At 70.5% G+C, this 13,873-nt stretch carries 13 protein-coding genes; 2 read left to right on the top strand and 11 right to left on the bottom strand.

Translation table 11 applies throughout. The features are described from left to right. Positions 1-29: 29 nt before the first annotated feature. From ACFWY5_RS00925 to ACFWY5_RS00935, 3 genes are read right to left on the bottom strand one after another with little or no spacing between them, the layout of a single operon-like run. The gene (locus tag ACFWY5_RS00925) at positions 30-395 is read right to left on the bottom strand and encodes a PPOX class F420-dependent oxidoreductase (RefSeq protein WP_379610378.1); all 366 of its coding nucleotides are present in this window, start codon (positions 393-395) and stop codon (positions 30-32) included. Beyond that, on the bottom strand, positions 392-1,039 hold the full coding sequence (locus ACFWY5_RS00930; protein WP_379610379.1) for a hemolysin III family protein: 648 nt from the start codon (positions 1,037-1,039) through the stop codon (positions 392-394). Before ACFWY5_RS00930 ends, ACFWY5_RS00925 begins: the two co-directional genes overlap by 4 nt. A gap of 41 nt (positions 1,040-1,080) precedes the next feature. After that, positions 1,081-2,619 carry a penicillin-binding transpeptidase domain-containing protein gene (locus ACFWY5_RS00935; protein ID WP_379630195.1) on the bottom strand — a complete coding sequence of 513 codons (1,539 nt, stop codon included), beginning with the start codon at positions 2,617-2,619 and terminating at the stop codon, positions 1,081-1,083. Between the two features lie 53 nt (positions 2,620-2,672). On the opposite strand from ACFWY5_RS00935, the gene ACFWY5_RS00940 reads away from it, so the two are divergent. Continuing rightward, a complete protein-coding gene (locus ACFWY5_RS00940; protein ID WP_379610465.1) occupies positions 2,673-3,494 on the top strand; it encodes a spermidine synthase in 822 nt (273 codons plus the stop codon). A gap of 19 nt (positions 3,495-3,513) precedes the next feature. Here the strand turns inward: ACFWY5_RS00940 and ACFWY5_RS00945 are convergent, their stop codons facing one another. After that, positions 3,514-4,194, bottom strand: coding sequence for a response regulator (locus ACFWY5_RS00945; protein WP_379610382.1), 681 nt, complete (start codon positions 4,192-4,194; stop codon positions 3,514-3,516). Further along, positions 4,187-5,896: an ATP-binding protein gene (locus tag ACFWY5_RS00950; protein ID WP_379630196.1), complete on the bottom strand. Its 1,710-nt coding sequence runs from the start codon at positions 5,894-5,896 to the stop codon at positions 4,187-4,189. Before ACFWY5_RS00950 ends, ACFWY5_RS00945 begins: the two co-directional genes overlap by 8 nt. A gap of 121 nt (positions 5,897-6,017) precedes the next feature. On the opposite strand from ACFWY5_RS00950, the gene ACFWY5_RS00955 reads away from it, so the two are divergent. Beyond that, positions 6,018-7,343, top strand: coding sequence for a serine hydrolase (locus ACFWY5_RS00955; protein ID WP_379630197.1), 1,326 nt, complete (start codon positions 6,018-6,020; stop codon positions 7,341-7,343). Here the strand turns inward: ACFWY5_RS00955 and ACFWY5_RS00960 are convergent. From ACFWY5_RS00960 to ACFWY5_RS00985, 6 genes are read right to left on the bottom strand one after another with little or no spacing between them, the layout of a single operon-like run. Further along, on the bottom strand, positions 7,327-8,865 hold the full coding sequence (locus tag ACFWY5_RS00960) for an amylo-alpha-1,6-glucosidase (RefSeq protein WP_379630198.1): 1,539 nt from the start codon (positions 8,863-8,865) through the stop codon (positions 7,327-7,329). The two genes, ACFWY5_RS00955 and ACFWY5_RS00960, sit on opposite strands and share 17 nt — an antisense overlap. 2 nt (positions 8,866-8,867) lie before the next feature. After that, a complete protein-coding gene (locus ACFWY5_RS00965) occupies positions 8,868-9,689 on the bottom strand; it encodes a carbohydrate ABC transporter permease (protein WP_379610387.1) in 822 nt (273 codons plus the stop codon). Between the two features lie 10 nt (positions 9,690-9,699). Beyond that, positions 9,700-10,629, bottom strand: coding sequence for a carbohydrate ABC transporter permease (locus ACFWY5_RS00970; RefSeq protein WP_379610388.1), 930 nt, complete (start codon positions 10,627-10,629; stop codon positions 9,700-9,702). Next, positions 10,629-11,924 (bottom strand): ABC transporter substrate-binding protein, encoded by a 1,296-nt coding sequence (locus ACFWY5_RS00975; protein ID WP_379630199.1) that lies wholly within the window; start codon positions 11,922-11,924, stop codon positions 10,629-10,631. Before ACFWY5_RS00975 ends, ACFWY5_RS00970 begins: the two co-directional genes overlap by 1 nt. Before the next feature lie 19 nt (positions 11,925-11,943). Further along, on the bottom strand, positions 11,944-12,684 hold the full coding sequence (locus ACFWY5_RS00980; RefSeq protein ID WP_379610391.1) for an SDR family NAD(P)-dependent oxidoreductase: 741 nt from the start codon (positions 12,682-12,684) through the stop codon (positions 11,944-11,946). Continuing rightward, positions 12,681-13,871, bottom strand: coding sequence for an ATP-NAD kinase family protein (locus ACFWY5_RS00985; RefSeq protein ID WP_379630200.1), 1,191 nt, complete (start codon positions 13,869-13,871; stop codon positions 12,681-12,683). The genes ACFWY5_RS00980 and ACFWY5_RS00985 overlap by 4 nt, the downstream gene beginning before the upstream one ends. Positions 13,872-13,873: the final 2 nt, after the last annotated feature.

The raw sequence follows: 13,873 nt of genomic DNA on the forward strand, positions 1-13,873 counted from the left end.
AAAGATCACTCATGGAGACCCTGATGGGGTCAAATATCGGTGATCCGGATGGCAAGAGTTCCGGTGGCGCCCCTTCTGAGCCGGCTGCCCAGCAGGGTGATCCGCCCGATCAGGCCGTACTTGCGCCGCAGCAGGCCGCGCACCCGCTCGGTCTCCCCGGCCGGGAGGATCTCCGCCTTGCCGTCCACGGCCGGGCCGCTCACCTTGCCGCGCAGGTCGCACGGGGCGACGGTCACGCGCGGGTTGGCGCGGATGCGCTTGACCTTCCACGAGTCGGCGACCGTCCAGATCACGACCGCCTCGCCGTCGCGGGCGCACCAGACCGGGGTGGCCACGGGGGTGCCGTCGCGCTTGAAGGAGGTCACCGACACGTACTGCTCATCACCGAGGTTCACACGTGGGAGTAGACCACGATCGAGACGGCGATGTACTGGACCAGGTACGCGGCGAGGGTGAAGGCGTGGAAGACCTCGTGGAAACCGAACCACGCGGGTGACGGGTCCGGGCGGCGCAGGCCGTACACGATGGCTCCGGCGCTGTAGAAGACGCCGCCCACGGCCACCAGCACGACGGCGGCGAGGCCCGCGCCCTCCAGCAGCTGGGGCATCACGAAGATGGCGGCCCAGCCGAGCGCCAGGTAGAGGACGGTGTAGAGCCAGCGCGGCGCCCCCATCCAGAAGACGCGGAACAGCACGCCCATCAGCGCTCCGCCCCAGATGACCGAGACGACCGCGATGCGGGCGGCGCCGGACAGGGCGAGCAGGGCGAAGGGCGTGTAGGTGCCGGCGATGATCAGGTAGATGTTGGCGTGGTCGAACCGGCGCAGCACCTCCGCCAGCCTGGGGCCGAGCGTGCCGCGGTGATAGGTGGCCGAGATGCCGAAGAGCAGCCCCGAGGTGACGGCGTAGATCGCCGAGGCCAGCCGTGCCTGCAGCGTCGGGCCCAGTGCCACGAGCGCGAATCCCGCGACGAGCGTCACGGGCAGCGCCCCCGTGTGCAACCAGCCGCGCAGCCTGGGCTTCACGAAAGCGGTCGTCATATAACCTACGGTACCGTAGGTTAGGTACCCCTTAGCAACCCCTACAGTCCTTGCAGGAACCGCGCCGCGATGGGGACCGCGGCCGAGCGGCCCGAGCCGCCGTTGCGGACGAACACGCAGAAGGCCAGGTCGTCCCGGTAGCCGATGAACCAGCCGTGCTCGTTCTCCGTGTCCACCTCGGCCGTGCCGGTCTTGCCCGCCACGCCCTCGGGCAGGCCGGCGCCGGCGGCGGTGCCGTACTCGACCACGGCCCGCATCATCTCCCGCAGCCCCTCGGCCACGCCGGCGTCCAGCTCGATGTCGCGCAGGGGCGGGCCCTCCAGGTCGGCCGCCTCGTCGGCGGGCAGCAGCCGGGGCGAGCGCCACACGCCGCTCTCGACCGCGGCGGCGACGGCGGCCATGCACAGCGGCGTGGCCTGCACGCTCGCCTGGCCGATGACGGCCTCGCCGAACCAGTCCAGGTTCATCTTCTCCGGCTCGGGGATCTGACCGCAGGAGCCGCCCGCGCCGGTGGGCAGCCGCAGGCCGCGAAAGCCCCAGGGCGCGGCCGCCTCGATCAGGTCACCGGGCTCCATGCGGGTGGTGGCCTCCTCGACGAAGGTGGTGTTGCAGGAGTGCGCGAACGCCTCGGTGAAGCTGATCGTGCCCCGGTCGGCGGCGGCGGCGTTCCTGAAGGACCTGAAGCCGGGGATCTGATAGGTGGCCGGGCACTCGACCTGCGACGATCCGGACAGCCCCGTCCCCATCAGCGCCGCGGCCACCACGGTCTTGAACGTCGAGCCGGGCGGGAAGAGCGACGTGAACGCCTTGTTGCCGCCCTCCAGCCGGTCGGCCACGCCCACGATCTCGCCGGTGCTCGACCGGATCGCCACGATGGCCGCGTCCGAGACGCCGTCCAGGGCCCGCGCGGCGGCGGCCTGCACGGCGCGCGAGAGCGTGGTCTTCTGCGCCTTGGGCTTCGACACCTTGCTGATCAGCGTCTGGGTGCTGTCGTCCGGCAGGATCGCCTGGAGCGCGGTGCCCTTCTTGTGCGGGTACGCGTCGGCCAGCTTCTCCAGGTAGTACTCGGCGTAGCTGTTCTCGGGGAAGCGCTCGCCCTCGCTGGTGACCAGCTCGACCGAGGGCGCCTGCACCGAGGCCAGCTCCAGGATGCCGTTGTCCTTGAGCAGCGGGTGCAGGGTCTCCGGGGCCCAGAGGACGTGCCAGCCCTTCTCGCGTACGGCCAGCCTCAGCGTGCCCTGGAACTCCCACCAGCCGAGCTCGCGTAATTTCCGTCGCCCGGTGAACGGCACCTCGGCGCTCTCCTCACCGGTCATCGTGAGCGTGCCGGGGGTCAGCTCGATGGCGTCCACGCGCAGCGAACTGGACAGGGACAGGTGCCGTGCCATGAAATCGTCGGGCACCTGGAAGACGAGCCTGCTCATGGCCTGCACGTCGCCGCGGCGCCAGGCGGTGAAGTACGACTCGGCCGTCTTCTCCGGGCTTCCGTGCGTGCTGTTGGCCGCGAGGACCGCGAAGGCTCCCGCCCCCATCACCGCCAGAAGCGCAATAAGGAGGACAATCAGCCTTCGTCGTCGCATACCGTTTCTCCCAGGAAAGGGGACAGAAAGTGGCACGTGGACAGCGGGAGCCGATGCCCGGCCGGTACCCGGTGACGTTCGGTGAAGTCGAGCTTCTCCGGGATCTGGACAGGCAGGACGGCTGGGTGCTGTCCAAGGATGGCGTACCTCAGTCATATATCGACCTACAAGACCCCACATTCCTGGAATTTGAATATGTGCGGCTTATGGCCGATGTGATCGACGTCATGGACGACGGGCCGATCAGCTGTCTGCACGTCGGCGGCGGCGCGTGCTCCATCCCCCGCTACGTCTCCGCCACCCGCCCCGGCTCCCGCCACATCGTCCTCGAGCCCGACGGCCTGCTGGTCAACCTCGTGCGCGAGCAACTCGACCTGCGCTCGATCCCCAAGCTCAAGGTGATCGTCGCCGGGGGCAGGGAGGGCACCCAGAAGGTCTGGGACGAGAGCGCCGACCTGGTCGTGCTCGACGCCTTCACCGCCGCCACGATGCCGGTCGAACTGGCCACCGCCGAGTACCTGGCCGACCTGGCGCGCGTCCTGCGTCCCACCGGGACGCTGCTGATCAACATCGCGGACGGCAAGGGCCTGTCCTTCGCCCGCCGCCTGCTGGCCACCGTCACCGCCGCCTACGGCCACGTCGCGCTGCTGGCCGAGCCCGCCATCATGCGCGGGCGCCGCTTCGGCAACCTCATCGTCGCCGCCTCCCGCACCTCCCTGCCCGTCGACCTGCTCACCCGCCGCGCGGCCGGCGGCCTCACCCAGGCCAGATGCGTGTACGGCGAGGCCCTCACGAACTTCGTCGCCGGCGCCGCCCCCATCCGCGACGGCGACCCGGTCCTCGCCCCGGTGCCGCCGCCTTCTGTTTTCGGATGAAGCGACTTCGGATGAGGCCTCAACCCTCCAGATAGGCCAGCACCGCGGCCACCCGCCGGTTGACGTCGCCGGTGTTCTCCAGCCCGAGCTTGGAGAAGATCACGTTGACGTTCTTCTCCACCGACGACAGCGACAGGTGCAGCGCCCGCCCGATCGCCGGGTTGGACCGCCCCCGCGCCATCTCCCGCAGCACCTCGCGCTCCCGCCCGGTCAGCGAGCCGAGCGGCGAGTCGCCCCCGCCGCGCACCTCCCGCCGCGACATCAGCCCCTCGACCACCTTGGGGTCGATCACCGAGCCGCCCTCGGCCACGGCGGTGATCGCGCCGAGCAGCTCGTCGAGGTCGCCGACCCGGTCCTTCAGCAGGTACGCGAAGCCCTCGGTGCCCTTCTTGAACAGCTCGAAGGCGTACAGGGCGTCGCCGAACTGCGACAGCACCACCACCCCGACCCCGGGATGCGCCGACCGGACGGCGTGGGCCGCGTCGATGCCCTCGAACCCGGCCCGCCAGCCGCCGCCCGGCATCCTGATGTCGGTGACCACCACGTCGGGCGCGAACCTGCGGACCGCGTCGAGCAGCTCGTCGGCGTTGCCCACAGCGGCCACCACCTCCACCCGTCCCGACGTCTCCAGCAGCCGCCTGGCGCCCTCGCGCACCAGGTAGTGGTCGTCGGCCACGACCGTACGCAGCGGCTCAGCCATGTGCCGGCACCCAGGCGCTCACCGTGGTCCCCTCTCCGATCGTGCTGGACACCTCCAGGCCGCCGCCGAGCGCGCTCAGCCGGTCGGCCAGGGCGCCCAGGGCGGTGGCGGACGGCTCGAACCCCCTGCCGTCGTCGCGGACCGAGGCCCGCAGCCGGCCGTCGTGGTGCGACAGCCGTACCTCTATCTTTCCAGCGGCGGCGTGCTTGAGCGCGTTGGCCAGCGCCTCGCTGACGGTGAAGTACAGCGCGCCCTCGATCTCGTCGGCGAAGCGGGCCGCGCGCAGATCCGGGCCGGCCAGCACGGTCGTCGGCACCGGCAGCCGGGCGCAGCGCGATTCCACCGCCTCCACCAGGCCGCCCTGCGCCAGCACGGAGGGGTGGATGCCGGCGGCCAGCTCCCGCAGGTCGTCGAGGGTCTGGCGGGCCTGCTCGCGCAGCGGCGGCAGCATCTCGGGTGCGCCACCGGAGGCGCGGGCCAGCTCCAGCCCGGCGATGAGCGCGACGAGTTGCTGCTGGACGCCGTCGTGGATGTTGCGCTCCAGCCGCCGCCGCTCGGCCTCCTGGGCGTTGACCAGCCGCCCGGCCAGCGCGGCGCTGCGGATGGCCAGCCCGACCGGCACCGCGAAGGCGTGCAGCAGCCGCCGGTCCTCCGCGGTGAAGCGCCCCTGGTTCTTCTCCCCCACGGCCAGTTCCCCGAGCCCGCCGGCCACGCGCTCGCGCACGGTCGCCTCGCCCTGCCTGCCGCCCGCGGTGAACCGCGCGCCGCCCGTGAGCGACACCTCCGCCCACCGCACGTCCAGCCCCTCCCGTACGGCCCGCGCCAGCCCGGCCAGCTGCTCCCCCGGCTCGGCGTCCTGGAGCTCCGGCGACAGCTCCGACAGCAGTTCGCTCACCGTGGGCCGCATGTCGAAGACGAGCGAGAGCCTGGAGCCCCGGACGCCGAACCGGATGTCGAGCAGCCGGTGTCGCACCAGCGCGACACCGATCGCCCCCGGCACCGCCGCCAGCACGGTCATGGTGCCGATGCTCACGATCGCCAGGTGGCCGACGGCCAGGTAGGCCAGCACCACCGCGAACCCGATGACGCCGAGCGCGCTCCCGCAGAGCATCCACAGGTACTGCGGCCGCTCCTGCGCCCCCGCGCGCCGCCACCGCGCGACCAGCCCGAAGAGCACGACGATCGCCATGATGTACACGACCATCTGCGCCAGGCCGCTGAGCACCGAGGCCAGCAGGTCGACCGGGCCGGACATGACGGGCGGCCCCTCCCTGAGCGGGTCCAGGGACGACAGGGTCGTCGCCACCGCGTGCACGGCGATCGCCACTCCGGCGATCCAGGCGACCGGCCGCCAGCGCCGTGAGGGCAGCCGGCCGTCGGGGAACAGCAGCGGCAGGAAGACCCACACCAGCCCGTAGAAGACCGCGAAGGAGGCGGTGGACCCCTTGCCCAGAACGTCCGCGCCGGCGTGCCTGGCCAGCGCGTTGCCCAGCGTGCCCACACCGAGGGCGCAGGCGGTGGCCAGCAGCAGCCAGCCGTACGGGATCTCGGGGCGGCGCAGCGTGATCAGCCAGCCGAGCACGGGGGTGAGCAGGCCGATCAGCACGTAGAGCCACTGGCCGGCCCCGGTGCCGTCCATCAAGGAGCCGATGATCAGGCTCGCCCCGGACAGCGCCGCCAGGGCGCTCGCGAACGCTCTCATGGGTGTCCATCCTGCTCAGAGGGCATGCGCCACGTCTATGCGGTTGACCGCATACCGGTGTGCGGTCAACTTGGTGGGTACGGCGGGCCCGCGTCACCAGAGTGGAGACATGGTCCCTCGAATGACATCGAAGTCCCTGCTGGCCCTGGCCGTCGCCGCGACTCTGCTAGTCGGCTCCGGCGTCGCGACCGCCGCCAGTGCCACGGCCGGCCCGTCGCCCACGCCCACGGATTCGCCCGGCGCGGAGATCCCCGCGACGCCCGCCGGGCAGCAGTTGCGCTGGGTGCTCGACGCCGTCGGGCGCGCGCCGGTCCCGGAGAGCGAGATCAAGGAGCACATCGCCCCCTCCCTCCTCAGCCAGGTGCCGCCGGCCGAGATGAACGCGCTCCTGGTGCAGCTGAAAGGCCTGACGCTGAGCAGCGTCGACGGATCGGGCCCGAACTCGATCAGGGCCGTCGGCGTCGTGTCGGGCCAGAAGTTCGACGTCACGCTGGCCATCGACGGCACCGGCAAGATCGCCACCCTGGGCTTCGCGCCGATCCTGCCCCTGCCTCCCGAGCCCAAGACGTGGAAGGAGCTGGACGAGCGCCTCGCCAAGGCGGCGCCCCAGCACGGCTTCCTGGCGGCGGAGATCAAGGGGAATCGGATCCGCCCGATCCACGCGATCGACCGGAACACCGACCGGCCGCTGGGCTCGATGTTCAAGTTGTACATTCTCGGCACGATCGCCGAGCAGATCCGCCAGGGCAAGCTCTCCTGGAACACGAAGCTCACGATCACGCCGGAGCTGAAGAGCCTGCCCAGCGGCGAGCTGCAGGACCGTCCCGACGGCAGCAAGGTCAGCGTCTTCGAGGCGGCCAAGCTGATGATCTCCATCAGCGACAACACCGGCACCGACATGCTCCTGCACAAGGCGGGCAAGAAGGCCGTCGAGAAGACGATGCGGGCCTGGGGCGCCCGGGACAAGCGGAACTTCCCGGTCCTCAGCACCCGGGAATTGTTCACGCTCAAGGGCGCCGACTATCCCAAGCACGCCAAGGCCTACCTCGCGCTCGGCACGCCGGCCAAGCGCGCCTACCTGCGCGCCACGATCGGCAAGCTGCCGCTCACCTCGATCACGCCCTGGCTGAAGCCCCGCGAGCTCCACACCATCGAATGGTTCGCCTCGCCGGCCGACGTCGCCCGCGCCCACGCCGAGCTGCGCGGGATCAGCGATCCGAAGGTCGGCGAGGTGATGTCGGCCAACCCCGGCGGCCTGGCGCAGGGTGCCTGGTTCAAGGGCGGCTCGGAGCCCGGCCTGAGCGACGTCGGCTACTCCTACCGGGCGCCGAACGGGAAGGTCTACTTCATCACCGCGATGGGGACCAACCCGGCCGCGCCGTTCCCGTCCAGCGCCGAAACCGAGTTCGTGGTGCTCGCGAGGGGCGCGGTCAAGCTGGCGAAGTGATCGCGAGATCCAGGAAGAGGGCGGCCGACCAGCCGAAGCCGGTGGTCGCCCGCTTCGCCTTCCTGCCCGTCTCCGGGTTCCAGTACTCGTAGAGGCCGCCGCCGTCGCGGACCATCGCCAGCGTCCTGGCCACCAGGGCGTCGGCGGCCTCGGCGTACCCGGAACGGCGCAGCCCGTCGGCGAGCAGGTAGTTGACGTTCAGCCAGACCGGTCCGCGCCACATGGCGTCGGGGTCGTGGCGGGGGTCGTCGAAGGCCACGGTGGGCACCGGGCGCTCGGCCCAGAAGGACGGCGAGCGGAGGTCGGCCACCAGACGGTCGGCGACCTCCTTGGGCAGCCGGCCCGTGAACAGCGGCATCAGGTCCAGCGGGGTCCTGACCTCGGCCACGACCTCGCCGACCAGGGTGCGGAAGCGGGCGCCCGTCCAGCGCCGCTCGACCATGAGGTCGGTGAGCGCCTGTGCCCTGGCCCGCCAGTCCGCGGCCTCGGGGCGGCCGAGCTCGGTGGCGATGTCGGCCAGCCGGTCGTACTGCAGGGCCAGGTAGGAGTTGAGGTCCGGGGGCTCGGCGCGGGGGCCGTGGTCCCAGATCGGGCTGTCGTCCAGGCCGGAGGAGTACGGGTGCAGGTACTCGGCCAGGCCGTCGCCGTCCGGGTCGGAGCGCTCGAACCACCACTCCTGCGAGCGGACCAGCTTCGGGTAGACCTCTTCCAGGAAGCCGCGGTCGGGGGCGGCTTCGTGGATCTTCCACACGGCCCACGCGGTCAGCGGGGGCTTGGTGACCGGCACGACCTCCCTGAGCGGCTCGCCGCCGACGTGCTCGGCCAGGCGGGCCAGGTCGGAGCGGGGCAGGTCGGTGGTCTCGGCCAGCGATCCGTGGTCGTGCACGACGTCGGGGATCAGCCCGTCCTCGCGCTGGTTGTCCAGCAGGATGCGGATCTGCTCGCGGGCCAGCTCCGGGTCGGCGTGCCGCAGGGCGATGGCGTGGAAGTAGGAGTCCCAGTTCCACAGGCCGACGTAGCCGTACTTGGAGGGCACGAGCGACTCGCGGCCCCTGATGTCGATCAGGTTGACCGCGAGCGTCCACCAGGCCATCTGGGCGCGCTCACGCAGATCCTCGCGGACGGCGGGCAGCTTGGCGAACCACGCCGCCCACCTGGCGGCCGCCTTCTCCAGGACGTCCTCGTGGACGCCCTCGCCGACGAGGGTGAACGTCCCTTCCACGGCCGCCTCGCCCTGGTCCCAGACCGCGCGGGCGCCGGTCCCGGCGAGGACGAGGGTGTCCGGGCCGGCGAAGGCCAGGCTCACGCCGTCCTCGAAGTCGATCCGGTCGGGGAGCGCCTGCCGTACCCGCAGCTCGTGGTCGCCGCGGAAGAGGCGCAGGCCCGTCAGGACGGTCGTCTCACTGAGGCGGGTCTCGTACTGGGCGCGGGCGATCCACAGGGATCCGTCGTCGGCGGCCATCACCAGCAGGCGGGAACCGCGGTCGGTGAAGGGGCGCTCGCGCAGGTCGAGGGTGAACAAGGTCAGCGTCCTCCGAGGCCGGATGCGGCCATCGAGTTGATGATCTTCCGCTGGCCGATCAGGAAGGCGATCAGCGTGGGCACGACCGCGATCGAGGAGGCGGCCAGGATGAGGCCGTAGTCGATCGCGCCGAACTGCTTGGCGTAGGTGGCCAGGAGCAGCGGCACCGTGAACAGCTCTGGCGTGTTGAGGAAGATCAGCGGGAAGAAGTAGGAGTTCCAGGCGGCGAGGAAGGCGATGATGCCCATGGCGCCGAGGCCCGGCTTGATGTTGGGCAGGACCACGCGCCAGAAGATGGTCCAGCGGTTGGCGCCGTCGATCCTGGCCGCCTCCTCCAGTTCCATGGGCACCGCCCGGATGAACTGGCGCAGCAGGAAGACGGCGAACGGGTTGACGATCGTGGGCACGATCAGCGCCAGGTGCGAGTCGACCCAGCCGACCTTGGCCAGCATGAGGTACAGCGCGGTGATCGTCACCTGCGGCGGCACCATCTGCGTGGCCAGGAAGAGCACGAACAGCGCGCCAGAGCCCCTGAACTTGATCCGCGCGAAGGCGTAGGCGGCCATCGCCGAGGTCAGCAGCGTGAGCGCGACGTTGATGACGGCGATGTAGAAGCTGTTCCAGTACGCGGGAAGGATCGTGCTCTCGCCGAGCACCTCGCCGTAGTTCTGCGGCTGCCACGGGCTGGGCAGCCAGTCGGTCGGGTTGTTGAGCATCTGGTGCGTGCCCTTGAAGGATGTCAGCAGCATCCAGACGAAGGGGAACAGCATCAGGAGCCCGCCGACGGTCAGCGAGACGTGCAGGGCGACCTGCCTGGTTCGCATGGCGGATCCCTTAGGAGTCGTAGTGGACGAAGCGCTTCTGCGCCATGAACTGGACCAGCGTGACGATCAGCGTCAGCACCAGCAGCAGGACGCCCGCGGCGCTGCTCATGCCGAACTCGAACTTCTTGAAGCCGAGGTCGAAGAGGTGGTAGACGATCGTCTGCGCGCCCTCGTTGTCCTTCGGGTCGACCAGCACGTAGATCAGGTCGAAGGCCTGCAGGGAGCTGATGACGGCGACCACGGTGGAGAAGAAGATCGTCGGTGACAGCAGCGGCAGCGTGACCCGGCGGAACGTCTGGAAGGCCGTCGCGCCGTCGATCCTGGACGCCTCGAAGATCGCCGGCGGGATCGTCTGCAGCCCGGCCATGAAGATGACCACGTTGAGCCCGAGCGAGGACCAGATGGTCACGGCCGCGATCGAGACGATCACCCAGGCGGGGCTGCCCAGCCAGTCGGGGCCCGTGATGCCGAACAGGTTCTGCAGCGTGGTGTTCAGCACGCCGTTCTCGTCGTTGGCCAGGATGACCTGCCAGATCAGCGCGACCGCGACCGAACTGGTGACGACGGGCATGAAGTACAGCACGCGGTAGACGTTGCTGCCCTTGAGGTTGTTGAGCCCCACCGCGACCAGCACGGCCAGGGTCAGGCCCACGGGCACGGTGATCAGCGCGATCGCGACCGTGTTCCAGACGGCCCTGCCGAAGTCCGGGCTGCTCAGCTGGGCGGCGAAGTTGTCGAAGCCGACCCACTCCGTGGCGCCGAGACCGTCCCACTTCATGAACGCCAGGACCACGGCGAACAGCAGCGGCACGATGAGGAACAACACCAGGCCGAGCACCTGCGGCGCGAGGAAGAAGGCGGCCCACAGGCCGTCCCGGTTCCGGACCTTCTTGGCGGAGGTCCGGGCCGGGGCGGCCGTGGGGCGGGTGAGCGTCGCCACTAGCCGAGCTTGCCTTCGACGAGCTTCTGCAGCTCGGTCATGCCCTGCTCGACGGGGACCTTGCCCTGCCAGACCTTCAGCAGGTGGTCGTTGATGTCCTTGGTCAGGCCCGGCACGGCGACCTCCTCCGGGTAGTTGGCGAAGCCGTTGTCACGCACGTCGATCAGGGTCTGCGCGTGCTCGGGGTAGCCGTCCAGGACGACCGACTCAGCGCCCTTGACCGACGGCACGGCGCCGCCGCCCTTCATGCGGGTGATCTGGCCTTCCTTGCTGACGAAGTTCGTGAAGAACTGGAAGGCCTCCTTCGCGTGCGGAGTGTCCTTGTTGATCGCCAGGTAGGAGGCGGCCACGGCGCCCGACATCGGCTTCCCGTCCGGGGAGGGGAAGGGGACGATGTCGTAGTTGGCCTTGTCGCCGCCCTTCTTGAGGATGTCGATCACCCAGCGGCCGCCGGCGTAGAAACCGGCCTTGTGCTTGAGGAACTGCGTGTTGCCGCCGTTGCTGGCCGGGAGCAGGTCGATCGAGACGAACGTCTTGTCCTGGTAGCCCTTGGCCAGCGTCTGCAGCGCCTCGCGGGACTTGGGGTCGGTGGTCGCGGTGAACTTGCCGCCGTCCCACGCCTTGCCGCCGAAGCCGTGGATCATGCTGTACGTGGAGCCGTACCAGTTCCAGAACAGGGAACCGGACTTGCCGGCCTTGACCAGTTTCTGGCCCATCTCCAGGTACTTGGGCATCGTCCACTGGCCGGCGGCGTACAGCTCGGCCGGGTTCTCGGTGATGCTGGCGTCCTTGAGGGCCTGCTTGTCGAACCAGAGGACCTCGGGGTTGACGTCGTTCGGGACGCCGTAGATCTGGCCGTCCTTCTTGGCGCCGCCGTACACGCCGTCGAAGAAGTCCTCGGGCTTGCTCTTGGAGTCGGCGCCGGCGAGCTTGTCGTTGAGCGGGGTCAGGACACCGGCCTGGACGAACTTGCCGATGTTGTCGTCGCCCACGAAGAACACGTCGGGCGCGGTCTTGCTGGTCAGCTGGGTGAGGAGCTTGGGGTGGTAGTCGTCGTACTTGGCCACCGGCTCAAGCTTGAGCTTGATGTTGGGGTTCTTGCTCTCGAACTCCTTGATCAGGGGCTCGTAGAGCTTCATGTCCTCCGCCGACCCCCAGGCCGACCAGCGAATGGTCACCGGGCCGCCGGCGGCGTCCTTGCCGCCGGAGCCGGGGACGCCCGGTGCGCCGCCGCCGCCACTGCATGCCGTGGCAGCGATCGCGAGGATGCCGATGACGGCCGCCGCACGCTTCATGTCTTACTCCTGAGGGGTGTTACGCGAGCCCGCCGCCGTCGACGACGAGCGCTGATCCGGTGATGTAACTGGCGGCGTCACTCGCCAGGAAGAGCACGGCCTGAGCGATCTCCTCGGGGGTGCCCGAGCGACCCATCGGCCGGTCGGCGGCGTCCTTCTCGAACGCCGCCCAGTCCTCGTTGAGCTGCTTGGCCTCGTCGCGCAGCATCGGGGTGTTGGTGTCGCCGGGATTGACGGAGTTGACGCGGATCCCGGCCTTGGCGTGGTCGATCGCCAGCGCCCTGGTCATGTTGACCACGGCCGCCTTGGAGGCGCAGTAGGAGATCGCGTTGCCGCCGCCCTTGAGGCCCCAGCCAGAACCGGTGTTGACGATCGAGCCGCCTTCGGTCATGGCCGGGATGGCGTACTTGCTCATGAGGAACACCGAGCGCACGTTGACCGCCATGACCCGGTCCCACTCCTCGACGTCGAGGTCGAGCGCGGTGGTGCGGCGGATGATGCCGGCGTTGTTGAACAGCACGTGCAGGCCGCCGTAGGTCTCGACCGCCGTGCGGACGATCAGCTCGCAGTCCTTCGGCTGCGACACGTCGGCCGGTACGGCGGTGCCGCCGACCTCCTCGGCCACGGCCCGCGCCCCCGCGGCGTCGACGTCGGCCACGACGACCTTCGCGCCCTCCTTGGCGAACAGGATCGCGGTCGCGCGGCCGATGCCCGAGGCACCGCCGGTGACGATCGCTACCTTGCCGTCGAGCGTGCTCATATCTGGAACTCCTCACTTGCCGGACAGATCCGGTAGATCGTGCTTTCGCGGTAACCGGTGATCACCCGGACGTGCCCGCTGAGCTTGCTGTCTGTCTCGTCGTCGCCGGTGTCGGCCAGCAGCGGCCGGCCGTTGAGCGCGGCCAGCTTCTGCTGGGTGGCCAGCACGAACAGCTCCCCTCCGCCGTCCCTGACCGCGTCGAGCACCCGGGGCGAGACCTGCTGGTTGCCGCGGCCGAGCACGAAGCCCTGCCCGCCGATCACCGACAGGACCAGCGCCGACCGCTCGCCGTTCACCAGCTCGAACAACTCGGGCTCCGAGACGTCCGCACCGACCACGACACCACCGACGCCGCCGAATCCCGAGCCGCCACGCTCGACCACGTCCACGCCCAGCAGCGTCGTGGCCAGCCCCAGCTCCCTGCCCACGGCCAGCGTGGTCGCGCCGGGGCCCAGGACGTAGCGGACGCCGGGGCGCATCGTGGCCGCGACCTCGCGGGCGATGCCCTCGACGGTCCCCTCGGCCGTCGCGGACGAGCCCGCCTTCCTGCCCGACAGCGCCGCACGGGCCGCGGGGACCCTGAGCGAGCCGTACAGGCGGGGACTGACCGCGCCGCGGCGGTAGAGCTCCTCGTCGAGATCCACCACCTCGGCCTCGGCCGTCGTGCCGTCGAACCCGGCGGCCACGAACCCGGCCGTGGCCGGGCTGAGGGCGAAGCAGCCCGAGTAGACCTTGACACCCGCCGGGATCCCGAGAACCGGAGGGGCCGCCTCACCCAGCTCCCGGACGGCGTCCAGGACGTCGCGCGCGGTGCCGTCGCCGCCGGCGAACAGCAGCAGGTCGACATCGGCCAGCGCGACCAGCGCGGCCACCGCCGCCCTGGTGTCCGCCGCCGTCGTCAGCCCCACCCCGCCGGCGATCCTGCCGGGCTCCGGGTGGCGGGGGGCCGGTGGCCGTACCAGCTCGTGGGCGCCTTCGACGCCCATCGGGCCGGGGACGGTGGCGATCCGGACGCCGGGACGGCGGGCGAGCAGCGTGCGGACGGCCTGCGCCGCCCGCTCCCCCGCCCGCGGCCGGGCACCCCTGGCCAGGGCCTCGCGCTGGACGTCCGTCCCGTCGCTGCCCTTGAGCCCGGCCGAGCCGCCGAGCCCGGCCACCGGATTGACCACCAACCCCACAGTGAACATGG

Origin of the sequence: Nonomuraea sp. NPDC059007 (assembly GCF_042740555.1) — a bacterium.
In the GTDB taxonomy this organism is placed as follows: Bacteria; Actinomycetota; Actinomycetes; order Streptosporangiales; family Streptosporangiaceae; genus Nonomuraea.

What these genes read in the sequence shown, in the direction of transcription:
- ACFWY5_RS00930 (WP_379610379.1), bottom strand. Translation starts at nt 1,039, where the DNA reads ATGACGACCGCTTTCGTGAAGCCCAGGCTGCGCGGCTGGTTGCACACG.
- ACFWY5_RS00935 (WP_379630195.1), bottom strand. Translation starts at nt 2,619, where the DNA reads ATGCGACGACGAAGGCTGATTGTCCTCCTTATTGCGCTTCTGGCGGTG.
- ACFWY5_RS00940 (WP_379610465.1), top strand. Translation starts at nt 2,673, where the DNA reads ATGCCCGGCCGGTACCCGGTGACGTTCGGTGAAGTCGAGCTTCTCCGG.
- ACFWY5_RS00945 (WP_379610382.1), bottom strand. Translation starts at nt 4,194, where the DNA reads ATGGCTGAGCCGCTGCGTACGGTCGTGGCCGACGACCACTACCTGGTG.
- ACFWY5_RS00950 (WP_379630196.1), bottom strand. Translation starts at nt 5,896, where the DNA reads ATGAGAGCGTTCGCGAGCGCCCTGGCGGCGCTGTCCGGGGCGAGCCTG.
- ACFWY5_RS00955 (WP_379630197.1), top strand. Translation starts at nt 6,018, where the DNA reads ATGACATCGAAGTCCCTGCTGGCCCTGGCCGTCGCCGCGACTCTGCTA.
- ACFWY5_RS00965 (WP_379610387.1), bottom strand. Translation starts at nt 9,689, where the DNA reads ATGCGAACCAGGCAGGTCGCCCTGCACGTCTCGCTGACCGTCGGCGGG.
- ACFWY5_RS00975 (WP_379630199.1), bottom strand. Translation starts at nt 11,924, where the DNA reads ATGAAGCGTGCGGCGGCCGTCATCGGCATCCTCGCGATCGCTGCCACG.
- ACFWY5_RS00980 (WP_379610391.1), bottom strand. Translation starts at nt 12,684, where the DNA reads ATGAGCACGCTCGACGGCAAGGTAGCGATCGTCACCGGCGGTGCCTCG.
- ACFWY5_RS00985 (WP_379630200.1), bottom strand. Translation starts at nt 13,871, where the DNA reads ATGTTCACTGTGGGGTTGGTGGTCAATCCGGTGGCCGGGCTCGGCGGC.